This window comes from Caulobacter sp. LARHSG274 (assembly GCF_052871235.1).
This window is the reverse complement of sequence record NZ_JBIXJO010000002.1, coordinates 771,053-797,190: the sequence shown is the minus strand read 5'-3', so window position 1 is coordinate 797,190 and position 26,138 is coordinate 771,053. Positions and strand designations below refer to the sequence as shown.

At 70.0% G+C, this 26,138-nt stretch carries 28 protein-coding genes and 1 pseudogene; 12 read left to right on the top strand and 17 right to left on the bottom strand.

Annotated elements, in window-relative coordinates; translation table 11 throughout:
• The first annotated feature begins 14 nt into the window (after nt 1–14).
• The 3 genes from ACIPQB_RS08045 to ACIPQB_RS08035 all read left to right on the top strand — a co-directional run bounded on the left by ACIPQB_RS08045 (nt 15) and on the right by ACIPQB_RS08035 (nt 3,567).
• On the top strand, nt 15–1,013 hold the full coding sequence (locus ACIPQB_RS08045) for an HlyD family secretion protein (RefSeq protein WP_446484679.1): 999 nt from the start codon (nt 15–17) through the stop codon (nt 1,011–1,013).
• 80 nt (nt 1,014–1,093) lie between these two features.
• Nucleotides 1,094–2,002, top strand: coding sequence for an SDR family NAD(P)-dependent oxidoreductase (locus ACIPQB_RS08040; RefSeq protein ID WP_446484678.1), 909 nt, complete (start codon nt 1,094–1,096; stop codon nt 2,000–2,002).
• A gap of 254 nt (nt 2,003–2,256) precedes the next feature.
• Entirely contained in the window at nt 2,257–3,567 is a 1,311-nt protein-coding gene (locus tag ACIPQB_RS08035) for an outer membrane protein transport protein (protein ID WP_446484677.1), read from the top strand.
• A gap of 73 nt (nt 3,568–3,640) precedes the next feature.
• Here the strand turns inward: ACIPQB_RS08035 and ACIPQB_RS08030 are convergent, their stop codons facing one another.
• Together ACIPQB_RS08030 and greA are read right to left on the bottom strand one after the other, a co-directional pair.
• Nucleotides 3,641–4,204, bottom strand: coding sequence for an HNH endonuclease (locus ACIPQB_RS08030; protein WP_446484740.1), 564 nt, complete (start codon nt 4,202–4,204; stop codon nt 3,641–3,643).
• 187 nt (nt 4,205–4,391) lie between these two features.
• Entirely contained in the window at nt 4,392–4,877 is a 486-nt protein-coding gene (gene greA, locus ACIPQB_RS08025) for a transcription elongation factor GreA (protein WP_446484676.1), read from the bottom strand.
• Between the two features lie 510 nt (nt 4,878–5,387).
• Here greA and ACIPQB_RS08020 point away from each other — a divergent pair.
• Together ACIPQB_RS08020 and gluQRS are read left to right on the top strand one after the other, a co-directional pair.
• Entirely contained in the window at nt 5,388–6,011 is a 624-nt protein-coding gene (locus ACIPQB_RS08020) for a TetR/AcrR family transcriptional regulator (protein WP_446484739.1), read from the top strand.
• A gap of 6 nt (nt 6,012–6,017) precedes the next feature.
• Nucleotides 6,018–6,857, top strand: coding sequence for a tRNA glutamyl-Q(34) synthetase GluQRS (gluQRS, locus tag ACIPQB_RS08015; protein ID WP_446484675.1), 840 nt, complete (start codon nt 6,018–6,020; stop codon nt 6,855–6,857).
• 3 nt (nt 6,858–6,860) lie between these two features.
• Here the strand turns inward: gluQRS and ACIPQB_RS08010 are convergent, their stop codons facing one another.
• Genes ACIPQB_RS08010 through ACIPQB_RS08000 form a run of 3 tightly spaced genes read right to left on the bottom strand, consistent with a single transcriptional unit; the run spans nt 6,861 to nt 9,071 of the window.
• Nucleotides 6,861–7,172, bottom strand: a complete 312-nt coding sequence (locus ACIPQB_RS08010; protein ID WP_446484674.1) for a winged helix-turn-helix domain-containing protein — start codon at nt 7,170–7,172, stop codon at nt 6,861–6,863.
• 7 nt (nt 7,173–7,179) lie between these two features.
• The gene (locus ACIPQB_RS08005; protein WP_446484673.1) at nt 7,180–7,818 is read right to left on the bottom strand and encodes a hypothetical protein; all 639 of its coding nucleotides are present in this window, start codon (nt 7,816–7,818) and stop codon (nt 7,180–7,182) included.
• 35 nt (nt 7,819–7,853) lie between these two features.
• Nucleotides 7,854–9,071, bottom strand: coding sequence for an acyltransferase family protein (locus ACIPQB_RS08000; RefSeq protein WP_446484672.1), 1,218 nt, complete (start codon nt 9,069–9,071; stop codon nt 7,854–7,856).
• 163 nt (nt 9,072–9,234) lie between these two features.
• Here ACIPQB_RS08000 and ACIPQB_RS07995 point away from each other — a divergent pair, with 163 nt between their 5' ends.
• The gene (locus tag ACIPQB_RS07995) at nt 9,235–10,662 is read left to right on the top strand and encodes an alpha/beta hydrolase (protein ID WP_446484671.1); all 1,428 of its coding nucleotides are present in this window, start codon (nt 9,235–9,237) and stop codon (nt 10,660–10,662) included.
• Between the two features lie 42 nt (nt 10,663–10,704).
• Here the strand turns inward: ACIPQB_RS07995 and ACIPQB_RS07990 are convergent, their stop codons facing one another.
• Nucleotides 10,705–11,265 (bottom strand): hypothetical protein, encoded by a 561-nt coding sequence (locus tag ACIPQB_RS07990; RefSeq protein WP_446484670.1) that lies wholly within the window; start codon nt 11,263–11,265, stop codon nt 10,705–10,707.
• Nucleotides 11,266–11,290: 25 nt separating this feature from the next.
• Nucleotides 11,291–12,202: an N-acetylmuramidase domain-containing protein gene (locus ACIPQB_RS07985; RefSeq protein WP_446484669.1), complete on the bottom strand. Its 912-nt coding sequence runs from the start codon at nt 12,200–12,202 to the stop codon at nt 11,291–11,293.
• 166 nt (nt 12,203–12,368) lie between these two features.
• Here ACIPQB_RS07985 and ACIPQB_RS07980 point away from each other — a divergent pair, with 166 nt between their 5' ends.
• Nucleotides 12,369–12,698 carry a hypothetical protein gene (locus ACIPQB_RS07980; RefSeq protein WP_446484668.1) on the top strand — a complete coding sequence of 110 codons (330 nt, stop codon included), beginning with the start codon at nt 12,369–12,371 and terminating at the stop codon, nt 12,696–12,698.
• 60 nt (nt 12,699–12,758) lie between these two features.
• Here ACIPQB_RS07980 and ACIPQB_RS07975 read toward each other — a convergent pair whose 3' ends face one another.
• The 10 genes from ACIPQB_RS07975 to ACIPQB_RS07930 form a co-directional block, all read right to left on the bottom strand.
• A complete protein-coding gene (locus ACIPQB_RS07975; RefSeq protein WP_446484667.1) occupies nt 12,759–13,607 on the bottom strand; it encodes a hypothetical protein in 849 nt (282 codons plus the stop codon).
• A 169-nt stretch (nt 13,608–13,776) separates the two neighbouring features.
• Nucleotides 13,777–14,262 (bottom strand): PIN domain-containing protein, encoded by a 486-nt coding sequence (locus ACIPQB_RS07970; RefSeq protein ID WP_446484666.1) that lies wholly within the window; start codon nt 14,260–14,262, stop codon nt 13,777–13,779.
• Nucleotides 14,255–14,515 (bottom strand): type II toxin-antitoxin system Phd/YefM family antitoxin, encoded by a 261-nt coding sequence (locus tag ACIPQB_RS07965; protein ID WP_446484665.1) that lies wholly within the window; start codon nt 14,513–14,515, stop codon nt 14,255–14,257. Before ACIPQB_RS07965 ends, ACIPQB_RS07970 begins: the two co-directional genes overlap by 8 nt.
• A gap of 72 nt (nt 14,516–14,587) precedes the next feature.
• Nucleotides 14,588–15,373 (bottom strand): ABC transporter ATP-binding protein, encoded by a 786-nt coding sequence (locus tag ACIPQB_RS07960; RefSeq protein ID WP_446484664.1) that lies wholly within the window; start codon nt 15,371–15,373, stop codon nt 14,588–14,590.
• 11 nt (nt 15,374–15,384) lie between these two features.
• Nucleotides 15,385–16,296: a nitrate ABC transporter permease gene (gene ntrB, locus ACIPQB_RS07955; protein WP_446484663.1), complete on the bottom strand. Its 912-nt coding sequence runs from the start codon at nt 16,294–16,296 to the stop codon at nt 15,385–15,387.
• A gap of 10 nt (nt 16,297–16,306) precedes the next feature.
• Nucleotides 16,307–17,614 (bottom strand): CmpA/NrtA family ABC transporter substrate-binding protein, encoded by a 1,308-nt coding sequence (locus ACIPQB_RS07950; RefSeq protein ID WP_446484662.1) that lies wholly within the window; start codon nt 17,612–17,614, stop codon nt 16,307–16,309.
• Nucleotides 17,615–17,634: 20 nt separating this feature from the next.
• Entirely contained in the window at nt 17,635–19,032 is a 1,398-nt protein-coding gene (locus tag ACIPQB_RS07945) for an alginate export family protein (protein WP_446484661.1), read from the bottom strand.
• A 507-nt stretch (nt 19,033–19,539) separates the two neighbouring features.
• Nucleotides 19,540–20,709 carry a glutathionylspermidine synthase family protein gene (locus ACIPQB_RS07940; protein WP_446484660.1) on the bottom strand — a complete coding sequence of 390 codons (1,170 nt, stop codon included), beginning with the start codon at nt 20,707–20,709 and terminating at the stop codon, nt 19,540–19,542.
• A 5-nt stretch (nt 20,710–20,714) separates the two neighbouring features.
• Complete coding sequence (locus ACIPQB_RS07935) at nt 20,715–21,449, bottom strand: PspA/IM30 family protein (protein WP_446484659.1); 735 nt, start codon at nt 21,447–21,449, stop codon at nt 20,715–20,717.
• 33 nt (nt 21,450–21,482) lie between these two features.
• A complete protein-coding gene (locus ACIPQB_RS07930; RefSeq protein ID WP_446484658.1) occupies nt 21,483–21,914 on the bottom strand; it encodes a YjfI family protein in 432 nt (143 codons plus the stop codon).
• Between the two features lie 185 nt (nt 21,915–22,099).
• On the opposite strand from ACIPQB_RS07930, the gene ACIPQB_RS07925 reads away from it, so the two are divergent.
• From ACIPQB_RS07925 to ACIPQB_RS07905, 5 genes and pseudogenes are all read left to right on the top strand, one after another.
• Nucleotides 22,100–22,753, top strand: a complete 654-nt coding sequence (locus ACIPQB_RS07925; protein WP_446484657.1) for a DUF2491 family protein — start codon at nt 22,100–22,102, stop codon at nt 22,751–22,753.
• A gap of 26 nt (nt 22,754–22,779) precedes the next feature.
• Complete coding sequence (locus ACIPQB_RS07920) at nt 22,780–23,193, top strand: DUF350 domain-containing protein (protein WP_446484656.1); 414 nt, start codon at nt 22,780–22,782, stop codon at nt 23,191–23,193.
• Between the two features lie 8 nt (nt 23,194–23,201).
• Nucleotides 23,202–23,831 carry a DUF1190 domain-containing protein gene (locus tag ACIPQB_RS07915; RefSeq protein ID WP_446484655.1) on the top strand — a complete coding sequence of 210 codons (630 nt, stop codon included), beginning with the start codon at nt 23,202–23,204 and terminating at the stop codon, nt 23,829–23,831.
• 127 nt (nt 23,832–23,958) lie between these two features.
• Nucleotides 23,959–24,787, top strand: a pseudogene (locus tag ACIPQB_RS07910) (response regulator transcription factor).
• Nucleotides 24,784–26,136, top strand: a complete 1,353-nt coding sequence (locus ACIPQB_RS07905) for a FecR domain-containing protein (RefSeq protein WP_446484654.1) — start codon at nt 24,784–24,786, stop codon at nt 26,134–26,136. The pseudogene ACIPQB_RS07910 and the gene ACIPQB_RS07905 overlap by 4 nt, the downstream one beginning before the upstream one ends.
• Nucleotides 26,137–26,138: the final 2 nt, after the last annotated feature.

Here is a 26,138-nt window from a genome sequence, read left to right as displayed (position 1 = left end):
TAGGGGGAATTCCGATGCCCGGCTTTCTGCGCCGTCCCAGCTTCTGGATCGTCATCGTCGTGCTGGCCCTGGCCGGCGGCGGCGTCTTCGTGATGAAAGGCCAGGCGGCCGAGAAGAAGAAGAAGCTCGAAGTCGCCGCCGCCGAGCAGGAGCCCAGCCCCTACGGCGCCATCGCCAACGGCAAGGCCGACGTCGAGGGCGGCATCATCCAGGTCGCCGCCCGCCGCCAGGGCATCGTCCGCGACGTCTATGTCCAGGAGGGCGAGGACGTCACCTCCGGCCAGGCCCTGGCCCGCCAGGACGACAACGATGCACGCCTGGCCGCCGACACCGCCGAGGCCAGCCTGGCCTCGGCCCGCGCCCAGCTGTCGGTCTACCAGGTGCAGCTGCATACCGGCCAGCGCGAGTTCAAGCGCCTGCAGGCCCTATCGGCTTCCAACTTCGTAGCCGGCCAGCGGCTGGACGCCGCCCAGGACCAGATCGCCTCGGCCACCGCCAACATCCAGGCCCAGCAGGCGGCCATCCAGGTCGCCGCCGCCCAGCTGGCCCAGGCCCGCTACAACCAGGAACTGACGGTGATCCGCGCCCCGGCCAACGGCCGCATCGCCCGCCGCTACGCCAATCCCGGGGCCGGCGCCTCGACCCTGAACGTCACCCCGATGTTCGACCTCGAACCCCAGACCTCGCGCATCGTCCGCGCCGAGATCGTCGAGTCCGACATTCCCAACGTCACCCTCGGCCAGGAGGTCGAGATCCAGCCGGAGAGCGACCCGACCAAGGTCTATGTCGGCAAGGTGCTGCGCCGGGCGGCGGTGTTCGGGGCCCGCAAGCTGGCCTCGGACGATCCCAACCAGCGCAGCGACGAGCGCGTCGTCGAGGTGGTGGTCAGCGCCGACGGCGCCCCGCTGCTGGTCGGCCAGCGCGTGCTGGTCAAGTTCATGAAGCCGGGCCAGAAGGCCGGCGTGAAGCGCGACCAGCCCAAGCCGCCGACAGCGGCGACCAAGAAGGCGTAGTCGCCGCCGCCCTTGACGGCCCCTCTCCCGCGACGCACAAACGCGCCAAACCAAACGCGCGTTTGAGGGAGATCAGGGTCATGGCGGACGACATCCGGTTCGACGGTCAGGTGGCGATCGTCACGGGGGCCGGCGGCGGCCTGGGCCGGCAGCACGCCCTGGAACTGGCGCGGCGTGGCGCCAAGGTCGTGGTCAACGACCTGGGCGGCAGCGTCGATGGTTCGGGCGGCTCGTCCGAGGCGGCGCTCAAGGTGGTCGAGGAGATCAAGGCCCTGGGCGGCGAGGCCATCGCCCACGGCGCCTCGGTGACCGACGACGCCGGGATCGCCGACCTGGTCAGGACCACCATGGCGACCTGGGGCCGGATCGACATCCTGGTCGCCAACGCCGGCATCCTGCGCGACCGCACCCTGAGTAAGATGGAGTTGGCCGACTTCGAGGCCGTGATCCAGGTCCATGTGTTCGGCGCCTTCAAGCCGATCAAGGCGGTCTGGGACATCATGAAGGCTCAGAACTACGGCCGCATCGTCGTCACCACCTCATCCTCGGGGATGTACGGCAATTTCGGCCAGAGCAATTACGGCGCGGCCAAGATGGCGGTGCTGGGCCTGATGAACACCCTCAAACTCGAGGGCGCCAAGAACAATGTCAGGATCAACGCCATCAGCCCGGTGGCCGCCACCCGCATGACCGAGGGCCTGATGCCGCCGGAGGTTCTGGAGAAGCTGAAGCCGGAATATGTCACCCCCGGCGTGGTCTATCTGGTCTCCGAGGACGCCCCGACCGGCGCGATCCTGACCGCCGGGGCCGGCGCCTTCGCCCTGTCGCGGATCTTCGAGACCGAGGGCGTCTATCTGGGCGCAGGCGGGCTGTCGGCCGAGGCGGTCCGCGACAGCTGGGACCAGATCAGCGCCGAACCGGGCCAGCAGGCCTACTTCAACGGCGGCGAACAAGGCCAGAAGTTCTTCCGAAAAATGGCCGGCGGCTAGCAACGCAGCGCCAAACCCGAGCTCTCCAGACGTGAGGGTCGCCGCGCTTTACTTTCCCTTACGTCAACTTTTCTGCGTTTCTGACGGAATGCAGAAATCAACGCGCGACCTTCACCTGGCGTTTCTTTGACGCGAGCGTTAAAATTCATGGTTTTGTGAATAAATAGCAACGGTTTTTGACTGGATGCGTTAAAGCGACGCCAACCGGCGCCGCCAAGGGGGCCGGAACTCACTTCCCCAGAAGGTCGTCATTCATGTCTCTCTCGCGTAAACGCCTCGCCGTCGGCGTCGCCCTCGCCACCCTGGTCGCCGCCTCGCAGGCCTCGGCGGCCGCCTTCTACCTGCAGGAACAATCGGTGCGCGGCGCCGGGCGCGCCTATTCGGGCGAGGTCGCCGACCGCGGCGCCGCCAGCCTGTGGTGGAACCCCGCCTCGATTGCCGGTCTCGAACAGAACGAGATCTATGGCGGCGTCCACCTGGTCCAGGTCGATTCCCAGGTCAACGACGCCGGCTCGACCCTGACCCGGCCGGTGATCCCCGGCGGCCTGACCACGCCGGTCGGGGGCGAACCGCGGGCCGGCGGCCCGATCAACAACGGCGTCATACCCAACTTCGCCCTGGCCTACCGCCTGAGCGACAAGCTGGCCGTCGGCCTGTCGGCGGCCGCGCCGTTCAACTTCACCACCGACTACAACAGCCGCAGCTGGACCCGTTACGACGCGCTGAAGTCGAACCTGACCACCGTCGACGTCAACGGCACGGTGGCCTATCGCGTCAACGACATGCTCGACCTGGGCGTCGGCGTCTCGGCCCAGTACACCGACGCCGAGCTGAGCTCGGCCCTGCCGAACCTGTCGCCCCTGCTGCCCGACGGCTCCTCGTCGCTGAAGGGCGACGGCAACTGGGACTACGGCTGGAACGTCGGCGCCCAGTTCCACGCCTCGCCCGCCCTGACCATCGGCGCCTCCTACCGCTCGCAGATCAAGCACAAGCTGGACGGCCACGTGGTGGTCTCCGGCCTGCTCGGCCCGCTCGCCGCCGCCAATGTCGACACCGACGGCAAGGCGACGATCACCACCCCGTGGATGGCCAATCTCGGCGCCCGCTGGAAGGTCAACGACAAGACCACCCTGAACGCCTCGGTGTCGCGCATCGGCTGGAGCGAGTTCGACAAGATCGTCGTCACCTATACCGGCGGCGGCACGGTCAGCGCGCAGAACTACAAGGACACCACCACCGTGGCGGCCGGCGTCGACTATGACGTCAATCCCAAGCTGACCCTGCGGGCCGGCGTGCAGTACGACCCGACCCCGACCCCGGACATCGGCCGCACCGCCCGCGTGCCTGACGGCGACCGCATGCTCTACGCCATCGGCGCCACCGGCCAGGTCCGCGACAACCTCAAGCTCGACGCGGCGGTGTCCTACATCAGCTTCGACGACACCAAGATCAACCGCACCGAAACCATCTACCGGGGCAGCCCGGCCGCCACCACGCTCAACCTGAAGGGCGACGTGGGCGGCTCGGCGGTGGTGATTTCCAGCGGCCTGCGCTGGAGCTTCTGACCTGCTATCGTCTTGACCAGAAAGCGGCCGCCCGGAGCGATCCGGGCGGCCGTTTTTCGTTGCGGCGAGGGGCTCAAGCCTCCAGCTCGATGTCCCAGTAGAGGTAGTCGAGCCAGCTGGCGTGCAAGTGGCCGGGCGGGAACCGGCGGCCGCGGTCCTGCAGCTCGTGCATGCTGGGCCGGCGGGCGGTGTGGAACGGGTGCATGCCCGCCTCCCGCGGCGTGCGGCCGCCCTTGCTGAGATTGCACGGCGCGCAGGCGGTGACGATGTTCTCCCAGGTGGTGCGGCCGCCGCGCGAGCGGGGGATCACATGGTCGAAGGTCAGGTCGTCGGGCGCGCCGCAGTACTGGCACGAGAACCCGTCGCGCAGGAACAGGTTGAAGCGGGTGAAGGCCGGCGGGCGGTCCTGCGGCACGTACTGCTTCAGCGACACCACGCTGGGCAGCTTCATCTCGAACGATGGCGAATGGACCACGTGGTCGTAGGTCGAGACCACGTCGACGCGGTCGAGGAACACCGCCTTGATCACCTCCTGCCAGGGCCAGAGGGACAGCGGGTAGTAGCTCAAGGGCCTGTAGTCGGCGTTGAGCACCAGGGCCGGCATGCCGGACGGGGGACGGGACAGCACCTGCATCAGGGCCTCCCAGCGCACGCCCGGGGAACGCGGTCCCAGGGGCGTCTATGAAGCGGATACGCGGTCGGACTGAAGACGGGCCTCCTTCCTACGCATTCTCAGGAATCGCCATTCATTCCCGAACGCAGGCAAAGGATGAGCCATGTTGGCGACAGAACCAAGACATGGTTGCGCCGATCGGGCGACGAAATCAGTCCTGCCCGATCGCGATGATCTCGACCTCGCCGCCCGCCACCCGGGCCGTCTCGCCCACGCCCTTGCCCAGCAGGGCCCGGGCCACCGGCGAAACATAGGACACCGAGCCCTTGGCGGGATCAGCCTCGTCCTCGCCGACGATGCGGAAGGTCTGGCGGCGGCCGTCCTCGCGGTCGAAGGTCACCGCCCCGCCGAACTGCGCCACCGCCAAGGCCGGGTCGAGCTCGCGCAGCTGGGCGCTGGCTCGTCGGGCCGAGTAGTAGCGCAGGTCGCGGGTGGCGCGGGCCATGGCGGTGCGGTCCTGGGCGACGTCGCCGCCGGCCTGGGCGGCGCCGTAGGCGGCGCGGGCGGCGGCCAGGGCCTCGTCCAGCTGGGCCAGGCCCCGCGGCGTCACCAGGTTGGGGTGCGGCGAAATCGGGCGGTCGAGCAGGTCAGCGGCGAAGGCTTCGCTGTCGCCTTCCTTGGTGAAGGCCACGCTCATCGGCGGGCCGGGGAATGATGGGTCATGGAGCGGAAATCCGGCCGAGGGCGGAACGTTCCGCGACGGGGACGCCAGACCTAGACCCGCGCCTTGGCCGGATCAAGCCATGCAAAAGCCGCCGGCGACAAGCGCGGGCGGCTCAGACAACGCCTCCAGGGCGACCGTGTCGGCGGGACGGCGCGCCAGCGCCCTTCCCGTCGGCCGGTTAGGCTAGCCGATCAGATCGCCACCGCGATCAGGGCGGCGGCGACGCCGACGGCCGTGGCCAGGAAGAAACCCACCGCCATGCGGTCGAGCGCGGTTTCGAAGGCGAGAAAGGTCTTGGTCATCACACACATCCTTGAGTTCGGGCCCGGCCTGAGGTCGAGCCCCTTGGTTTCAGGCGCGGCCGTCGAGAGCTGCGCCGGTCCGATCTGGACAGCGCTTAGATAGCATCAATCTGAGCGGCGTCAAGATGATCTTGACATCGTTTGGATGGATTTTCGATCAGGAGCGGTTACAGTGGCCGCGATGACACAGCCCGCCCCCGCCGACGCCCGTCCCTATCACCATGGCGACCTCAGCCGCGCCCTGGTCGACGCCGCGCGCCGCATCCTCGAGACCGAGGGTCCGGCCGCCTTGTCGCTGCGGGCGGTGGCGCGCGAGGCCGGGGTCAGTCCGGCCGCGCCCTATCATCACTTCAAGGACAAGAGCCAGCTGCTGGAGGCCGTCGCCCACGAGGGCTGGGTCGCCCTCGACCTCGCCCTGAGCGCCGCCCGCGCCCAGGCGCCCGACAGCCGGGAACGGATGACCGGCCTGGGCGTGGCCTATATCCGCTTCGCCCGCGACAATCCCGCCCTCTACCGGGTGATGTACGACTGCTCGCGCGACAAGGACTCCCTGCCCGACCAGATGCGGGAGGAAGGCGCCTATTGCCAGGTACGCAACACCATCAACGAGCGCAGCGGCGGCCAGGCCTCGGCGATCGACCTGGAACTGGCCACCATCGCCGCCTGGTGCGCCGGCCACGGCTTGGCCGAGATGATCGGCTTCAAGCAGTTCGCCCCGCTGAAGGAGCTGCTCGGCGGCGAGGAGGCCTTCGTGCGCGCGGTGTTCGAGCACCTGGGCATGTTCGCCAAGCTCGACCAGGGCTGATCGCGCTTGCGCTTCGCCACCCGCTTCGCGCCCTCCCCGACCGGCTATCTGCATCGCGGCCACGCCTTCTCGGCCCTGACCGCCTTCGACGCCGCCCGGGCGGCCGGCGGCCGGTTCGTGCTGCGCATCGAGGACATCGACGCCACCCGCGCGCGGCCCGAATACGAGGCGGCGATCCTCGACGACTTGGCCTGGCTGGGCCTGGCCTGGGAGACCCCGGTCCGCCGGCAGTCCGAACACCTGGCCGACTACCACGCCGCCGTCGACCGCCTGCGCGAGCGAGGCCTGGCCTATCGCTGCTTTCGCACCCGCAAGGAGCTGGACATCGGCCGCGCCCCGCATGAACCGGCCGTCCCGTTCACCGGCGCGCCGCTGCCCGCCGCCGAGGAGGCCGCCCGCCTGCAGCGCGGCGAGCCCTTCGCCTGGCGGCTGTCGCTGGACGCGGCCCGGACGGCGCTGGGCGGCTTCGAAGGCCTGGCCTTCGTCGAGGAGGGCGCCGGCCCCGGCGGCGAGACCGGCCGGATCGCGGCGCGGCCGGAACTGGCCGGCGACATCGTCCTGGCCCGCAAGGACGTCGGGGTCGCCTACCACTTGGCCGTCGTGCTCGACGACGCCCTGCAGGGGATCACCCACGTGATCCGCGGCCAGGACCTGTTCGAGGCCGCCCACATCCAGCGCCTGCTGCAGGCCCTGCTCGGCCTGCCGACCCCGACCTACCGCCACCACCGCCTGCTGACCGGCCCCGACGGCCGGCGCTACGCCAAGCGCGACCGCGCCCAGACCCTGCGCGAACTGCGGGCGGCGGGGGTGACGCCGGAACAGTTGCGGGCGGAGATGGGGTTGTAGATCTCAACCGCCACCAGCCTGCTCCACCAGCCGCCCCATCGCCCGCAGATAGGCCGCAAAAGCCGCGCGGCCGGCCTCGGTCAGTCGCACCCGGGTCAGGGGCTTGCGGCCGACGAAGCTCTTGTCGATCGCCACATAGCCGGCGTCCTCCAGCTTGCGCAGGTGGACCGAGAGGTTGCCCTGGGTGACCTCCAGCAGGTCCTTCAGCTCGGTGAAGTCGGCCACCTCGGCGCTGGCCAGATAGGCGACGATGCCCAGCCGCACCCGCCCGTGGATGACGTCGTCCAAGCCGCTGATGTCGAACTTTTCGGTCACGCGGGTCTCAGGCCGCACGCGCCGTCTGGCGCAGGGCCTGGCGCATCAACACGTAGCCGGGCGTCATCATCCAGGCGAACAGGCCCAGGCCGGCGACCAGCAGGTAGGGGCCCGGATGGTCGATCAGCAGGCCCAGCGCCACGCCCGACCCGATCCAGCCGGCGGCCACCAGGGCCATCCACATCCGCTTGCGCAGCACGAAGACCACGTACCAGACCGCGCCCTGCAGCACGAAGACCACAGCCGGGTGGAACAGCCAGTAGCGGAAGTCGTGGTTGCGCAGGGCGGCCGCGGCGAAGATCAGGATCAGCGCCAGATTGGCGATCCCGGCCCCCGCGAACGCGGAATTGACCGCCCGGTTGGCCACGCCCCCGGTGGGCCGCCGGCGATCGATGACGATCACCACCGTCATCATGATCGCGAAGATCACGGTCGGCAGCCAGCCCAGCAGCAGGCTGCCCAGGGGCGGCAGGCGGAGCACGCCGATCACCTGGCCGAAGTGGCCCAGGCACTGCAGGCCGTAGACCAGGCCCGCCCCGGCATAGAGCGCCCCGCCCGCCGCGCCCATCCCGGCGTCGCCGCGTCCCTCGGTCAAGGTCCGCAGGAAGGCCAGGTCGTCCTGGACCGACTTGATCTCGTCGTTCATCGGCAAGGTCCCTTTCAGCATCCCATCATGGCCGGTCACAGGATTCGGCCCGACAGCGGCATGCGGCGCAGCGCCATGGTCGTCAGCCAGCTGAGCGCCACCGCGCCGGCGAACACCGCCGCGCCCTTGGCCAGGCCGCCCCAAGCCTGCGGCAGCAGCATCCAGGACAGCCAGGCGGTGAAGACGTAGTGGGTCAGGTACATGCCGTAGGCGTTGGCCTGCAGGCTGCCCCCCACCGGCCCGGTCCTGCGCACGAAGCGCAGGAACACCGCCAGGACCGCGAAGGACAGGCTGGCGCAGGCCAGGACGAAGGCCAGGCCGCCGACCAGGTCCAGCACCGGCTTGGGCGGCGGATGGGGCGAGAAGGCGGCGACGAGGGCGCCAACCGCCGCGATCACGGCGGGAACCGGCAGGATCTGCCAGGCCCACCAGCGTCGGGCCAGCGCCCCTTGCGGATCGGTCAGGCCCTGGCCCACCCCCGCCGCGCCGAACGCCAGGCCGGCCAGGAAATAGACGAGGTAATGCGCCGCCCGACCGGTCTGGATCAGGAACGGCCCTTCCAAGGTCCAGTGGCCGAACGGCAGGACCATGTTCAGGGGCACATAGGCCAGAGCGCTGAACGCGACCAGCACCAGGAAGGCGCGCCCCGGCCGCCGGGCCGCGCCCTCCGTCCAGCGCCCCAAGGCCGGGATCAGGCGGGGAAACAGGCTGTCCAGCGCGGCGGCGACCGCGCCGAAGGCCAGCAGCACCCACAGGAACCAGGCCGGCCCGCTGGGCCAGAACGGCAGGCTGGTCCAGGCCCTCGCATAGGCCGCCAGCGACGGCGCCCCGCCCGACTGCAGCCAGGCGGGATAATAGGCCAGCGGCGCCAGCAGCCCCGCCCCGATCACGAACGGCGCCCCCAACCTCAGCGCCCGGCTCTTCAGAAACCCGGCCGCCCCCTTGGCCTTCAGGCTGGCGGCGACGAACAGGCCCGAGACCAGGAACATCAGCGACATGAAGAACAGGTCGTTGACCAGGGTCAGCAGGCCAAAGCCCGCGAACTTCTGCGGATCCACCACCGGAAAGGCGGTCCACAGGATCGGCGGCGCCGCAAAGGCCTTCGGCGGCGGCGCATAGGGGTGATAGGTCAGCGCCGCGTGGTGGGCGATGACCAGCAGGGTCAGGAAGGCGCGCAGGGCGCCGACCGGCGCGTTGCGGATCGTCGGACCCGCGAGGGCGGGGGTTTCGAGCGGTTTGAGGGGCGCGTGCATGGCCGGGCTCCGTTGCGATGGCCGCAGCACGGATCAACTAGTTTGTTTTGTAAACTTGTTGATGAACGCTGATCTTTGGAAAGGTTCGGTTCGGCGCCTTGCCGGGTCAGCGCCGCGCGCTCTAAGCATGGCGGTAGGCGGCCGATCGCCTCGGGAGACGACGATGCGCGGATGGATGCTGGCGGCCGGACTGGCGGCGGGAACCTGGCTGGCGGCGACCAGCGCCCAGGCCGCCGCGCCGACCTTCACACTCGGTCCCTGCGCCGGCGACTATAGCGGCGTCAGCAACCGGATCGAATGCGGGACCCTGGTGGTCGACGAGACCCGCGGCGGGCCGAGTACGCGCCGCGTCGCCCTGCCGGTGACCATCGTCAAGGCCAGCGCCCCCAGGCCCGGCGCGGTTCCGGTGGTCTATCTGCATGGCGGTCCCGGCGGCGCGACGGTCGAGAACGTCGCCCGGCAGCTGCGCGGCCCGGCCGGGCGCGAACTGGTCGCCGTCGACCAGGACTGGATCTTCTTCGACCAGCGCGGCGGCGGCCTGTCGGCTCCGGCCCTCGACTGCGGCCGCGTCGCCCTCAACGACGCCGGCCCGCTGAACGACGCCGCCGCCCAGCAGTTGATCGCCTGCGGCCGGCGCCTGCGGGCCTCGGGCGTCGACCTCAGCCGCTACAACGCCGAGGAGGTCGCCCGCGACGTCCAGGACTTGCGCCTGACCCTGGGCCTCAAGCGCATCGACCTGTTCGGCGTCTCCTACGGCACCCGCATCGCCCTGGCCATCGTCCGCCACCAGCCCCAGGGGGTGCGGGCCGTGGTGCTCGACTCGCCCTGGACGCCGGAGGCCAAATGGACCGAAGGCGGGCCGGAAATGGTCTCCGACGCGGTCAAGGAGATCTTCAAGCGCTGCGCCGCCGACCCGGCCTGCCACGGCAAGTATCCGCACCCGGGCGCCGACCTGGACGCCCTCGCCGACAGGCTGCTGGCCGGTCCCCAGACGATCGGCGGCCGCACCTACGCGGCCGACGACCTGGGCGGTTTCCTGATGGACGCGGCCTATAGCGGTCCCGACGCCCGGGCCCTGCCGGCCACCGTCGCCAAGTTCGCGGCCGGCGACATGACCGCCCTGGCCGAACAGATGGCCAACCGCAGCGGCTACAGCGAGGCCCAGCACCTGACCCACCTGTGCAAGGAGGAGTTCCCGTTCGAGAGCGAGGCGAAGATGCGGGCCGGGGCCAAGCGCGACCCGGTCTCGCGGCTGCTGGAGGCCTCGATGGGGCGCTATTTCGCGGTCTGCAAGGCCTATCCGGTCGGCCCGCCCGACCCGGTCGAGGCCCTGCCGGTCAGCAGCCCCCTGCCGACCCTGTTCCTGGCCGCCGAGATCGACCCCGGCTGCCCGCCGGCCGTGGCCAGGGCGGCGGTCGGGCGCTTCCCCAAGGGCCAGCTGTCGATCATCCCCAACACCACCCACGGCGTGTCGCGCGGCAGCGCCTGCGCCCGCAAGATGATCCGCGCCTTCCTGGCCGACCCCAACGCGCCGATCGACCAGAGCTGCCTGCACCCCGAGCATGACCGGTTCGTGTTCGACCTCGATTAGGGACGCGGGTCCTTCTCCCGCAAGGGGAGAAGGAAAAACCCCCTATTCCACTGCCTTGCGCAGGGCCGCCAGGGTGGCGGGCGAGGTTTCCGAGAGGCGCTCGGTGAGGTCCTCGTCGACCGCCCAGGCGCCGCCGGCCGGGGCCAGGACCACCGCGGTCAGGCTGTCGGCGTTGGGCGAGGACGTGCGGTAGATCAGGCCGATGCGCCCCTTGGAGACCGCGCCGACCGCGGCCAGGCCGTCGCAGGACACCGCCTCGGTCCCGCCGACGCCGATCACCGTCAGGGCCTGGCCGTCCAGCTGGACGCCGCACCAATAGGTGTTGCGCGCCTCCGACCGCCCCGGGGCCGGCTCGAAGCGCCAGGAACTGAGCGTCGCCTTGCGCCCGCCGGTCAGCTCCAGGGCCTGGGGAGCGTGATCGGGCCGGACCGGGCCGGCGGCGTCGGCGAAGACCGCCGGCGGGGCGGCCGTGGGGGCCGACGCGGTGGGGGGCTTGACCGGGACGGGAGCCGGGGCCGAGGCCTGGGAAACCGGCTTGGGGGCGGTCTTCGGCGCCGTCTGGGACCCCGCATCGCAGGCGCCGGCCCCCGACAGCGCCAGCATCAGCACCGCCGCCCAGCTGCGGGCGTCAGCGCGCCGGAGTCTTGGGGCGCGGAGCCGGGGCTGGGGCCGGCGCGGGCGGCGCGAGTGCTTTGTAGGCGTCGGCCATTTTCGTATCATAGTCGTTCTTCTTGTAGTCGGGCCCGTTATAGCCGCGCGCGAACTTGACCCAGTCGAGATCCTTGATTGCCTTGGTCAGGGCGGGACTGGCCTGGATGAACGCGACGAAGGCGTTCAGGTGCTTTTGCTCGCTTTCGAGCATGGCGTCCACGAACGCGGCGACATCGGCGAAGCCCGAGGCCGCGTAATTGGCCCCCATGATCTGGAAGGCGCCCCAGGACGCCGACTGCAGGGCCGCCGACTCGTTCAGGATCGCCGCCCGCCGCAGCTTCTCGTACTGCTCCGAGAACTTGCCATAGCCGCCCGCCGTGGGGTTGGAGATGTCCGGGTGGCTGCGGTCGAAGCGCCGGCCGCTCAGCCGCGAGAAATAGTGCCGCTCGAACAGGATCGTCGGCCGGCCGACGTCGTCCCAGGGCGAGCGCTTGGTCTCGGTCTGGGCCACCGCCTGGATGGCGGCGCGCTGGCAGCCCAGCTGGCGGGCGGCCAGGTCGAAGTCGTTGACCGACAGCCCCTTGCCGTCGCGCGCCCAGCACAGCGGGGTGAAGACCTTGTGGGCCGGCGGCGGGATCGACTGGCGCTCCAGCTGGGTGATGGTGAAGCCCGCCGGCGACACCTTGCCGTCCGGATGCTTCATCGCCGCGGCCGTCTCCTGGAACTTGCGGATCGCCGCAGCGGTGTCGGCGTCGAACTGGCCGCTGACCACCGGCGTCCGGGCCGGCCAGAGCCAGAGCGTGTGGCGGCCCAGCAGCTCCTGGATCGTCCGGACGTCCTTTTCCTTGTTGGGTGCGCCAGGTCCGACGGCGGCGCTGATCAAGGACATGGAACAACCTCCCCGTGAGCGATAAGGATCGCCCAACCCGGCGCGGTTGGGAAGCGCTTTGTCGTGCACGGGCGCCGTTCCGCTATTCGCCTGAGGCCTGGGCCAGATAGGATGCGACCAATGCAGCGCGAGGCGCTCTGCCGGCGCACGAACCAGGGAGGACAGCATGGCGAAGTTCATGGCGATCTATACCGGCACGGCGGACAAGGGCCCGCAGCCGGACGCGGCCACCATCGCCAGGGGCATGCAGGCCTGGACCGCGTGGATGACGCGCCACGCTAGCCAGATCGTCGATGTCGGCGGCCCGCTGGGCAAGACCAAGCGGGTCTCGGCCGACGGCATCGCCGACATCCGCAACACGCTGGCCGCCTATGTCGTCGTCGAGGCCGAAGACCATGAGGCGGCCGCCCGGATGTTCGAGAACCATCCCCACTTCGCGATCTTTCCCGGCGACGCGGTCGAGGTCATGCCCTGCCTGCCGATCCCCACCGCCTGATGGTCGGCGGCCGGATGGGATCAACCAGCGCGATCGCCGCCGCGGTCCGTGAGGGGGCGGCTAGCCGCCTTTCCGACAAAGACGACGCTCAAGTCCGAGACTGCGGCCGATCGCCAGACCCTCCATGCCCGCTTCCTGTTTGAAACGGCGCCAGTCGGCCGCGCCGGCCGGCGCCCAGGCGGGGCCCAGGTTCGTCAAGCCGGCGCAGCGCAGCGCCGCATAGTCTATGAAGATGAACGGCTGGCCGTCGACGACGGCGCCGTCCACCGGCCGGGCGTCGCCGGTCAGGCGCGGCAGGTTCTCGACGACGTCGGCGCTCAGGCCGACCGCGCGGTAGAGGCGCGCCTGGTCGCGCATCGCCGTTCTCATCTGGCGGTCCGTGCGCTCGACATTGGCCGCGATTGTGGCCGGCGACGCATGGGCGTCGGCCAGCATCGTCCGCATGGCCGTCGTCATCTCCGCGACGGCCTCGTCGGTCACGCCCCCGTGCCAAAGGACGACGGAACGGGTCAGGACCACCTGCCTGCGGCCGGCGACGAAGAGGTAGTTCGCGCAGGACGACACGCACGCTCCGTCGACCGCCACACGCAGGTTCCGGGCGCGGATTCGCGCGGCCATCTTCAGGGCCGGGATCACGTCGCCGCCGCCCGAATTGACGACGATGGTGCCGACCTGATCCGTCAGGGCGTCCGCGAAAACCTTGTCGTCTCCAGCCGTGATACGCCCCTCGACCATCAGGATTTCGGGGCTGGGCCGGGTCACCCGAAACGGCCCGCGCGCCGCCTTGAAGATGCTCCGACGGTCCGGATGATCGGCGGCGAGCGCACCCTGGCCTGAACAGAACCAGAAGGACGCCGCGGCCAGCGCGCTGAGCCAGAACCTTAGAAGAGCCGACAGATGCTCGCTCACAGGCGCGCCCCGGAATACAACCATGGCGTCAGCGATGTCAGAACCGCTTGCAGGGGTCAAGGTTCGCGCGTGGCGTCGAAGCCGGTGGTCGCCAATCTGATGGACAGACCCGTCCGCGCCCCTGCGCCTGGCGAGGGAGTCTTCTCCCGCAAGGCTTCCACGGAAGCCCCTACCCCGTCAGCAACCGCGCCAGGCGCGCGTCCGGGGCCGCGCCGAACGGGTTGGTGACCGTCACGCCGCGCCAGGCGAAGCCGTCCTGCAGGTCTTCCGACAGCAACAGGTCGCAGCGGGCCTCGACGGCCGCCGCCAGGACGATGGCGTCGAAAATCTGCAGGCCGTGGTCCGAGGCCAGGTCGAGCGCGGCCTCGAACACCGCGCCGTTGGTGTCGATCAGCTCACCCCGCGCGGCCCAGAGGGCGACCCGGTCGCAGGCCGGGCCGGCGGCGAGCCCGCCCTTGCGCACCAGCACCCGCTGGAATTCGGCCAAAACCTGACGCGGCAGGACGATCTCGTCGTCGACCGCGGCGGCCAGCAAGCGACGGGCCGTCGCTGCCTTGGCGGCGTCCGAGGGCGCGGACCCCAGCCCCTCGGCATAGACCAGGATGTTGGTGTCGAGGGCGAAACGGAGCCGGCCGCGAGGGCGCGCGTCAGTCACGGTCGTAGAGTTCGTCGCGGGTCCAGGGCTGGATCGTGACGGGCTCGACCGCCTCCAAATGCTTCATCAGCGCCTGGTGGGCGGCGCGACGCCGTTCGATCCGCGCCGCGTCGGAACGCACCGGCCCTAGCTCCGCCACGGGTTCGCCATGGGAGGTGATGGTCACGCGGCGACCTTCCCGCGCCGCGCGGAGCAGCTTGGAAAATTGCCGGTTCGCCTCAGCAGCGGAGATGGTCAGGTCGCCGTCGGCCATCTCACTACTGTAGTGCTATTTGGATGGCGTCTCAAGACCAGCGAGCGTTGGCCCCTCCCCGCCGACGCGCGCTCAGGCCGCGCGGCGGGCGTAGAGGAACTCGATCACCGCGGCCCGGGCGTGGATGTAGGTCGGGTTCTCGGCGACGGCCAGGCGGTCGCGCGGGCGGTCGAGGGCGACGTCGAGCACCTGACCGATCGAGGCGCGCGGGCCGTTGGTCATCATCACGATGCGGTCCGACAGCAGGGTCGCCTCGTCGACGTCGTGGGTGATCATCAGCACGGTGTTCTTCAGGGCCGCGTGGATCTCCATGACGCTGTCCTGTAGGTGGGCGCGGGTCAGGGCGTCCAGGGCCCCGAACGGCTCGTCCAGCAGCAGCACCTTGGGCTCCATGGCCAGGGCCCGGGCGATGCCGACCCGCTGCTTCATGCCGCCGGAGATCTCCGAGGGCCGCTTGTCCATGGCGTGGGTCATCTTGACCAGGTCGAGATTGTGCAGCGTCCATTCGCGGCGCTCGGCGGCGGACTTGGTCCTGCCGAACACCTTGTCGACCGCCAGCGAGACATTCTCGCGCACCGACAGCCAGGGCAGCAGCGAGTGGTTCTGGAACACCACCGCCCGGTCCGGGCCGGGAGCGTTGACCTCCTGCTTGTCGAGGATCACCGCCCCGGTGGTCACCGGCACCAGGCCGGCGACGACATTGAGCAGGGTCGACTTGCCGCAGCCGGAATGGCCGATGATCGAGACGAACTCGCCCTTGTCGACCCGCAGGTCGACGCCGGTCAGCACCTCGGAACGGACGGAGCCCTTGGCGAAGGTGACGCCGACGGCTTCGATCGAGAGATAGGCTTTTGCCATGGGGGAGTGTCCTAGCTCGCCGCGCTGCCGCGCGAGATGATGCGGCCCAGCAGGGCCACCAGACGGTCGAGGAAGAAGCCGGTCAGGCCGACCCAGGCCAGGGCCACGACGATGTCGGAGATCCGCCCGGAATTGTACTGGTCCCAGATGAAGAACCCGACCCCGACGCCGCCCAGCAGCATCTCGGAGGCGACGATGGCCAGCCAGCTCATGCCGATGCCGATGCGCAGGCCGGTGAAGATGTAGGGCGTGGTGGCCGGCAGCAGGATCTTGAAGAAGTATTCGACCGGCGACAGCCGCAGCACCTTGGCGACATTGACATAGTCGGTCGGGATGTTGCGCACGCCGACGGCGGTGTTGATGATGATCGGCCAGATCGAGGTGATGAAGATCACGAACAGGGCCGAGGGCTGGGCCTGCTGGAAGGCGGCCAGCGAGATCGGCAGCCAGGCCAGGGGCGGCACGGTGCGCAGCACCTGAAAGATCGGGTCCAGGCCGCGGTGGGCCCAGCGGTTGGCGCCGATCAGCACGCCCAGCATCACGCCGCAGACCGCCGACAGCGAGAAGCCGACGCCGACCCGGCTGAGGCTGGTCAGCACGTGCCAGAACAGGCCCTTGTCGACCCCGCCCCGGTCGAAGAACGGGTCGGTGATCAGGTCCTTGGACTCGGCCCAGATGTGCAGGGGCGAGGGCACGCCGGTATAGGAGTCGCCGGCCATGACCTGCCAGATCCCGAGCAGGACCAGCAGGGTCACGGCCGGCGGGATCACCGCCGCCGCCGTGGCCCCGGCCCGGCGGCGCAGTTCCGACAGCCGCGAGGCCCGCGGCTCGGCGGCCGGCGGCGGAGCCGCCGACGCCTTGACCTCTCCCATGGCCCCCGCCACGGGTTCGGCCGGTGAAAACGAGGGCTTGGGAAAGGTCATCACCGCGCTCCTAGACCAGTTTCTTGATCGGCTGGCTGGCGAGGTAGGCGCCCGGATTGGCCGGGTCGAACACCTTGCCGTCGAAGAACCGCTCGACGCCGCGGCTGTCGCCGGCCGGGCCGGACTGGCCGATGGTCTTGGCCGCCTCGCGCCAGATGTCCGAGCGGTTGACCTTGTTGACCAGCGCCTGGGTGTTGGTCTTCTGCGGCAGCACGCCCCAGCGGATGTCCTCGGTCAGGAACCACAGGTCGTGGGACTTGAACGGGAAGCTGGCGCTGTCGGCCCAGAACTTCATGTGGTGCGGCGAGTTCTTCAGCGTGCGGCCGTCGCCATAGTCCACCGTGCCCTGCAGGCGGGGCAGGATGTCGCCCATCGGCACGTTGACGTATTGGCGGCCCGAGACGATCGAGCACATGGCCGGCAGGTTCGAGGCCTTGTCGCACCACAGCTGCGCTTCCTGCACGGCGGCGGTGATCGCCTGGGCCGCGCGGGGATATTTGTCGACCCAGGCGGCGCGCATGCCCAGCGCCTTTTCCGGGTGATTCATCCACAGTTCCGAGGTCAGGCAGGCGGTGTAGCCGACATGCTGGTTGACCAGCTGGCCGTTCCACGGTTCGCCGACGCAGAAGGCGTCCTGGGTGCCGGCCTTCATGTTGGCGACCATCTGCGGCGGCGGGATGACGATGGTCGAGACGTCGGTCTCGGGATTGATGCCGCCGGCCGCCAGCCAGTAGCGGACCCACAGGTCGTGGGTGCCGCCGCGGAAGGTCATGGCCACCTTGGCGATGTTGCCGGCCGCCTTCAGCTGCTGGAACTTGGCCTTGGCGCCGGCGCTGTTGAGGCCGACCTTGACCGCCTTCAGGTCGTTGCCGACCGAGATGCCCTGGCCGTTGGTGTTCAGCCGGGCCAGGATGTACATCGGCGTCGGCGCGCCGCCGGTGATCGCCCCGGTGGTCATCAGATAGGGCATGGGCGACAGGATGTGCGCCCCGTCGATGCCGCCGCGCTCCGAACCCAGCACCAGGTTGTCGCGCGTGGCGCCCCACGACGCCTGCTTGAGCACCTCGATGTCGGGCATGCCGTGCTTGGCGAACAGGCCGCGCTCCTTGGCGATGATCACCGGCGCGGAGTCGGTCAGGGCGATGAAGCCCAGCTTGGCCTTGGCGATCTCCGGGCCCGAGCCGGCGGCGTGGGCCCCGGCCGGGAAGGCGGCCCGGGCCGCCGCCACCGTGGCGGCGGCGGCGATCAGGGCGTGGCGCCGGGTCAGGCCCGCTTCGGGGCTGGCGGCGGCGGCGACGGTCTTGTCGGTCTTGGTCATGATCTTCAATCCCGCTCGGGTCAGAGTTTGTATTCGAGGGTGAACCAGGCCTTGGTCCGCGAGGCCGGCGGCGTCGCCGTGCCCAGCGGCACGGTCTTTTCGCGCTGGAAGTCGGCGTACTTCAGCTGGAACGAGAGCTTGGGGGTGATGGCGGCCGTGAACTGCAGGTCCCATTCGCGGCCGAGGTCGGCGCCGGTCCGCTGGTCGTCGAAGTCGTGGTAGCGGACCAGCATGTCGGTGTTGAAGAAATAGGTCCGCTTGAAGCGCGGCTTGACGTTGAACGTCAGGTTGGCGTCCTCGATGCCGTCGACGAAGCTCTTGTTGCCGCCCGGCGAGACGAAGGCGTCCGACCAGCCCTGGAAGGCGTGGACGGTGGCCAGGGGCGTGGTGAAGCCGCGGGTTCCGTTGCCTTCGAGCGACTCGTAGCCGGCCTTGACGGTGTAGATGTCGAAGGTGCCGGCGACGTCGCCGCTGAAATAGGCCAGGTCGAACTTGGGCGTGTTGCCGTGATAGTCCGACTGCTCGGCGTAGGTGGCGTTGTAGGCCAGCTGGTAGAGGCCGACCCAGGTCTTGCCCGAGGCCTTGACGCCCTTGGTCAGCGACGAGTTGACCGCCGAATTGCCGAAGTCGAGGGCGTAGACGAAGCCCTGCAGGCGCAGCATCTCGGCGGGCGACCAGGTGACGTTCAGCAGGTGGCTGTCGCTGTCCCAGTCCTTCAGTTCGCCGAGGATGCGGTTGACGTGGGTGACATAGGCGTAGGTGGCCTTGATCCGGCCGAGGGCGAAGTCGGTGCGGATGGCGTCGAAGGTCTGCTCGTCCTGGCGCCAGCCGACATTGCCGACGAAGCGCTGGTCGTCGAGCAGGATGCGCTGGCGACCGGCCGTGACCTGCAGGGCGGCGCTGGGCGTCCAGGTCAGCTGGGCGCGGTTCAGCTCGGTGACGTCGGGGTCGTTGACTACCGGATAGCGGGCCTTGTCGGCGCCGTTCAGCGGCGGGGTGGTCGCGCCGGGGACGTTGACGGCGTAGTGCTCGGGGCCGGCTTGGCGGACGTCCTCGAACTCGATCAGGCCCTTGACGCCCTTGAACTCGCCGGTCTCCCAGCCGAGGCGGGTGCGGATGGTGAAGGCCGAGGCGTCGTCCTTCAGGGTGGCGGTCTTGGTCTGGTCGACGCTCTCGTAGCGGGCCCGGACCTCGAGGATCAGCTTGCCGGCCATGATCTGGTCGCTGATGGTCGGCGGCGGAGCGGGGGGCGGCGGCGGCTCGACGGCCTCGGGCGCCGGCTCGGCGGCCGGTTCGGCGGCGGGCTCCATGGCCGCGGCCGGAGCCGGGTCCGGCGCGGTCTGGGCCAGGGCGGTTCCCCCCCAGGCCAAGGCGCAGATCGCCACGCTGCAACGCAGCATTTCTCTCGATATTTTCATGCCTTCATCCCCCAAGGCCAAAAAAAAACGCCCGGCGGGACCGCTGAAAGCGATCTTGCCGGACGTCTTTGTCCAAACGGTACCGAGCAGCTACAGCGCCGCCGGCGGCCCTCTCGAGCCAGCGCGGGACGTCGTTGCCCCGCGTGTTGTCCACAGGAGGCGGCGGCCGGCCCGGCGCGGCAATTCGAAAACCGCGTTATGCCGCACCGCAACAGACGAATGGGCCGATTTGCACAGCGACCAAGCACGGCCTTGGGCCCGCCTGCCCGCATTTCGCGCGTTCGCCAGATGCTTTCAGGCTGTGAACGTCCGTGGACGTCGCCAAACGTGTGGGGGTCGCGGCGCTCGGAACTGGGGGCAGTCGAGAATCTTGGGCCGAATTCCTCGTCCTTCGACAGGCTCAGGATGAGGAATTCTACTGAACCGCCTTAGCAGTAGCCCTCATCCTGAGCCTGTCGAAGGACGAGGGCGGCGCCCACCACGCCAAACGCCGAACTGTCTATGCCCCTAGGCTTCGATCACGTGCGGCACGAAACGGGCCAGATTCTTGGTCACCACGCTGTCGTCCTCGCGGACGCCGATGCCGGCCGGCTCGGCCCCGACGATCCAGGCGCCGACCACCGGACGCTTGCCGTCGAAGTCCGGCGGCGGGTGATAGGCCTGCAGGATCGCCCCCTCGGCCCCGTAGCCCTGGTCGAGCACCGGCTCGCGCAGGTGTTCGGGACCGCCAAGGATCTCGACATTGGCCCCCTCGCGCGAGAACAGCGGCTTGCGCACATGGTGCGGACCCAGGTTCGAGGCGGCCGGATCGCCCTCGAAATAGGCCTCCAGCAGGTTCGGATGGCCCGGATGCCGCGCCCACAGCAGCGGCAGCACGCCCTTGTTGGACAGGATCGCCTTCCACGGCGGCTCGATCCAGCGCACGTCGGCGGTCTGCAGGTGGGCCGCATAGGGCTCGCGCAGCATGTGCTCCCACGGATAGAGCTTGAACGCCGCCTGCAGCAGGTAACCGTCCGGGTCGACGAACTGGCCCTCCTGGTTGACGCCGATGGCGTCCATGGCCACGAACTTGGGCTCGACGCCCGCCTGGGTCGCCAGGTCCTCGAAGAACCGCACGGTCTGGCGGTCCTCGACCGCCTCGGCCTCACCGGCGAAGTGGACGAAGCCGCCGGTCGGGAACAGAACCTTGAACCGGTCGCGCAGGGCTTCGAACAGGCTGTTGAACTGGTCGGCGTTGGCCGGCAGCGTCCCGCTGGCGATCAGCTCCTCCAGCCACAGCCATTGGAAGGTGGCGGCCTCGAAGACGCTGGTCGGGGTGTCGGCGTTGTATTCGTAGAGCTTGGGCTCGGAGACCCCGTCATAGCCGAAGTCGAAGCGGCCGTAGAGCGACGGCTGCTTGGCGCGCCAGGAGGCGGCCACGAAGTCGCGATGCGCGGCCGGGATCGCCAGCCGCTCCATCAGCTCCTGGCTGGCCGCCGCCTCGTCGACCAGGTCCAGGCACAGGTCGTGCAGCTCGGCCGCGGCGGGCTCGAGGTCCTCTTCCACCTGCTTGAGGGTGAAGGCGTAGGCCGCCCCCTCGTCCCAATAGGCCTGGCCCTCGGTGTGGTGATAGACGAAGCCGACCGCCTCGGCCTTGGCCTGCCAGTCGGGACGCGGGGTCAGGGTGAGACGGCGCACGCGGCCTAGGCTTCGCCGGTCTTGTCGGGATCGGCGGCCTTCTGCTCGATCTGCAGGGCCGGCGGGGCCAGGCGGGCCAGGACGTCGTCGGCGCTGGACTGACCGGGCAGGATGCCGGCCAGGCGCAGCTTCTCGTCGAGATCGGCGCCGGTGCGGCGGTCTTCCAGCTCGCCGGCCGCCTTGATGCGCTCGCCGCGGATCGCCTGCTTTTCCTTGATCCGGGCCAGGCTGTCGGCGGCCGAGCCCAGGGACGAGCCGGCCCCGGCCCCGCGGGCGGCGACCGAGGCCTGGGCGCGCTGGACCGACTCATTGACCTTCACCACCTCGACCTCGCGCCGCAGGGTGTCGATGCGGCGGTCGGTGGCGCTGATGGCCGTATGCAGCTGGTCCTCGGCCGCGCGCATCTCGGCGATCTGCGGCTCCTTCAGGGCGATGTCCTGCTCGAGGTCAGCGATGCGCTGGGCCACCTGGCGGGCCAGGTCCATGTCGCCCTTGGTCACGGCGGCGCGGGCCGAGCCCTCGTACTTGACGACCTGGTCGCGGAAGCTGGCGACCTCCTTCTCCAGGATGCGGCGGCGGGCGACCAGGCTGGCCATGTCGTCGCGGGCCTTGCCCTGGGCGGCGTCGGCGTCGCGGATCTCCTGGTCGAGGATCCGCAGGGCGTTGGCGTCGACGACGGCGGCGGTGGCCTCGTGCGCGCCCGCGCGGCCCAGGGTGAACAGCTTGCGCCAGATGGACATCAGGAGGTCTCCGGTAGGGCTCTGAAAGTGGATTTAGGCGGCGGACGAAAAGGACGAGCGCAGGTCCGAGGCCGCCTCGATGGCGTTCTCGGCCAGGGCCCGCAGCTCGATCAGGATGTCGTCCAGCGACGAGGTCGTCGCCAGCTCGCCGAACAGCTCGTAATAGTCGCGGCCGGCCACCGTGCTGATGCCGAAGTTCGACAGCGGCACCAGCTTCTGAGCCCGGAGCAGGAACTCGTTGAAGGCGTGGCGGTCCTTCTGCTCGTCGACCGGCCACAGCAGCACCGAGGCGGCGATCTGCTGGTCGCTGACGCTGACATAGATCTCCAGGTCCCCATGGTCGTGCATGGTGACCAGCAGGATCGGATCGGCGCCTTCGACCACGCGGGCCGTCATGGCGTCGCTGAAGCCGTCGCTCAGGGCGGTCTTCAGCGAGCGAACTGTCCAGGCGGCGGGGGTCGTCATCGGGCAGGGTCTCCTTCGGCGGGCCAAGTCCTGGGGCCGTTTCATACTAGATGGGCGGCGGAACGCCAGTCGTCGAGAGCGCAACCTTACCGAGCCGCATGACAAGTTGGTAATGGCGCGGGCTCTTTTGCCGAGGCCTTGCGCGTCGTACATGTGCGGGACGCGTTTCGCATCGGGTCGCCTTCATGTTCAGCAAGCTCTTCGGCCGCAAGGACAACGCGCCCGCCTCGGCCCTGCCGGAGATCCGCAACGTCACCCTGGGCCGCACGCTTTGGCTGGATAGCCTGGCCTGGCGGCGGCTGGGCGACGACCTGAAGTTCGTGCTCGACACCGACACCCTGGAGATCACCGCCCAGGGCCTGGTCGAGCTGCGCGAGGGCGGCTTCGTGCATCGGTTCTATACCGACGACAACGTGATGTTCCAGGCGGTCTCCGACGATCGCGAAGGCCAGCGGGTCACCGACATCACCCTCTTCATCCCCTGGGACAGCGCCTATCCGGGCGGGCGGGCCGACGAGGAGGCCTGGGCCAAGCGCCTGCGGGCCCGCACCTTCACCGGCCCCGGCCTGCCGGAGTACCGGCGCGACTGGTTCGGCGACGAGGCCGAGAGCCAGGAGCCCGTCAGCTTCTGGGAAGACGTCCACGACGACCGGGACGGGATCCCCGACCGGCGGATCTTCCAGACCTGCATGCTGTTCTCCCGCGATTTGCCGGGCGACGGCCGCGAGCTTCTGCTAGCCATCCAGCAGGAGAACGAGAACGAGGACACGCGCCGGCGCGAGGTTTCGTTCGAGATCATGATCGGCGTGGCGCTCGGCGTCGGCGAGTTCCGGGCCTGAACCGCACCCAAGGGGGAAATGACCAGATGTTCGACCTGCACGGATTTGGCGCCAGCGCCCTGGCCTTCCTGGTGGCCTTCGTCGCCGCCGGCCTGTTCACCGTCGCCTTCAAGCTGATCTACCAGTGGGTGACGCCCTATGACGAAGCCAAGCTGATCCGCGAGGGCAATGTCGCCGCCGCCCTGGCCCTGGGCGGGGCGCTGGTCGGCTATGTGCTGCCCCTGGCCTCGGCGCTCAGCAACACCGTCTCGCTGATCGAGTTCTGCGCCTGGGCGGCCCTGGCCGGCGTGATCCAGATCGCCGCCTTCACCCTGGTGCGCGTCGTGGCCATGAAGGACGTCTCCGCCCGGATCGAGAAGGGCGAGATCGCCGCCGGCCTTTATCTGATGAGCATCTCCCTGGCGGTCGGCCTGCTCAACGCCGCCTGCATGACGGCCTGAGGCGTATCATGTCCGAACAATTCCCCAAGCCCCGCCGCCGCCTGCGCTCCAGCGGCCTGGCCCTGACCGGGCTGATGGCCGGCACGGCGATGTCGATCAGCGCCTGCGACGACGGCGGCGGTTCGACCGTGCAGTGGGGCGACCCGCCGGCCGCCACGCGCGAGGTCGATGCCAAGACCTTCGCCTCGCTGGACGACTGCAAGAAGTCCGGCGACATGACCGCCGAGCAGTGCCAGACGGCCTATGATCAGGCCCAGAAGGACAGCGCCGCCAACGCGCCGAAGTTCGGCGACCAGCAGAGCTGCGAGGAGCGCTACGGCGTCGACCAGTGCGTGCCGCGCTCCAGCCAGAACGGCGGCAGTTTCTTCACCCCGCTGCTGACCGGCTTCATCGTCGGCCAGGCGCTGAACAACATGGGCGGCGGCTATTACGGCGCGCCGATGTACCGCGACCGCAACGGGACCTATTACGGCGGCGGCGGCTATCCGCTGTCGCGCGACTATGTCACCGGCCGCACCCGGGTGCGCACCGACAGCTTCAACGCTCCGGAAATGCGCGCCCCCACTCGCGTCCAGAGCCGCAGTTCGGTGATCTCGCGCGGCGGCTTCGGCGGCGGCGGAAGGTCATTCGGGGGTTAGGGCGGGTCCCGAAGCGACGGTTCCTGTGAAGCCCTTTCGAACTTGACTGTAAACCATTGTAAATTCGATGTTACAACCGCGGCGGCGGGAGCGGTCGCGCGTTAGTCTGCCCAGGCGGATCGCCGCGATGATCCTTCCCCCTGGACGGGCGACGCCCGCCGCGCGTCCCGCGCCCCCATCGCGGGGCGCGCGAGTTTGTTCTGGCTGTAAGTGAGCGCATGAAAGTCGCCCTGCTTGACGACGACGACAGCCACAACGCGCTGGTCGCCGCCCTTCTGGGCCCGGCCGGCTATGACTGCACCTCCTTCACCCGGCCCGAGCGGCTGCTGGCCGAGCTGCGCCGCCAGACCTTCGACCTGCTGATCCTCGACTGGAACATGCCCGACCTCAGCGGCATCGAGACCCTGCGGCGGGTGGGCGAGCTGCTGTCGCCAGCTCCGCCGATCCTGCTGCTGACCAGCCGCTCGGTCGAGGCCGACCTGGTGGAAGGCCTCAACGCCGGGGCCGACGACTACATCGTCAAGCCGCTGCAGCCGCAGGTCCTGCTGGCCCGGGTCAACGCCCTGGCCCGCCGCGCCTATCGCCCCGCCGCCTTCCCGCAGGTCGAGCAGCACGGTCCCTATCGCCTCGACCCCGGCGCCCAGACCGCCGCCTGGGGCGACCGGGTCGAAGCCCTGACGCCCAAGGAGTTCCAGCTGGCCGCCCTGCTGTTCAACAACCTGGCCCGACCGCTGTCGCGCGAATATCTGCTGCGGCGGGTGTGGGGCCAGCGGCCGGATCTCGAGACCCGCACCCTGGACGCCCACGTCTCGCGCCTGCGCTCGAAGCTTCAGCTGCGGCCGGCCAACGGGTTCCGGCTGACCACCGTCTACGGCTTCGGCTACCGGCTGGAGGCCTGCGAGCCGGAGACCGCCGACGGGGCCGCCAATGGGGCCGCCGGCGGGGCCGCCGAATGAGGCTTCGTCCGTCGCGACTCGTCCTGGCCGCCGTGCTGGCGCTGGAGGCGGGACCGGTCCTGGCCGCGCCCGCCCCCGCCCCGACGGTTGGCCCGCCGCCGTCCGAGCCGCCGGTGACCTATGTGGTCCGGCCCGGCGACACCCTGTTCGGCCTGGCCCAGGCCTATCTGCGCAGCGCCGGCGACTATCGCCACGTGCAGCGCGCCAACCAGATCCGCCGGCCGCGCGCCCTGCGGGCCGGCGCCATCCTCCGCATCGACCGCTCGCTGCTGAAGACCACGCCGATCGACTGCCGGCTCAGCGCCTTCAGCGGCAAGGTCGAGATCGAAGCCGACGGCCGCCGGACCCCGGCGCGGGCCGGCATGGCGATCCTGGAGGGCCAGCGGGTGATCACCGGCCCCGGCGCCTTCGCCACCTTCGAGCTGGAGGACGCCTCGCGCGTCACCCTGCCCTCCAACACCGCCCTGCGCATCGTGCGGCTGCGCAACGTGTTGCTGACCCACGCCCCGCAGCGGATCTTCAAGCTGGAGGAAGGCCGCGGGACCGTCTCGGCCACCCCCAACCCCAATCCCGACGCCCGCTTCGAGGTGCGCACGCCGGTGTCGATCTCGGCGGTGCGCGGCACCGAGTTCCGGGTCGTGGCCGCCGGCGACCGGGCCCAGACCGAGGTGATCAAGGGCGCGGTCGGCGTCGGCCCGGGCGAGGCCCCGCCGGCGGGACCGCCCGTCCCGGCCGGGTTCGGCGTCACCGCCGCCGCCGGCGCCGTCAGCGGCCCGACCGCCCTGCTGCCGGCCCCGAAGCTGGGCGACGGCGGCCAACACCAGGCCGGCAAGGCCGTCCGGTTCGCCGTGGTCCCGGTCGGCGGCGCGACGGCCTACCGATTGCAGCTGTCGCGCGACGCCGGCTTCGTCGACCTGTTCGCCGAGGCCACTCGGCCCGAGCCGGCCGCCGACTTCGGCCCCCTGGACAACGGCACCTATTTCGTCCGCCTGACCGCCCTGGACGCCGGCGGCCTGGAGGGCCTGCCGGCCGACTACAGCTTCGACCGCGACCTCGACACGCTTGAGCCGGGCGCATCGCCCACCGCCGAGCGCGACGGCAAGCACCGCCGGTTCCTGTTCCGCTGGACCGCGGCCGGCGACGGCGTGCGCAGCTACCGCTTCCAGCTGTTTTCCGGAACCGAGGCGACCGCCCCGATCGTCGACCAGCCGGGGCTGACCGAACCGCAGCTGACCCTGACCGACCTGCCGCCCGGCCTCTATGGCTGGCGGGTCAGCGCCCTGCGCTTCAAGGGCGGGACGGTCAGCGAGAAGGTCGGACCGCTCCAGACCCTGCAGATCGGACGCTAGGG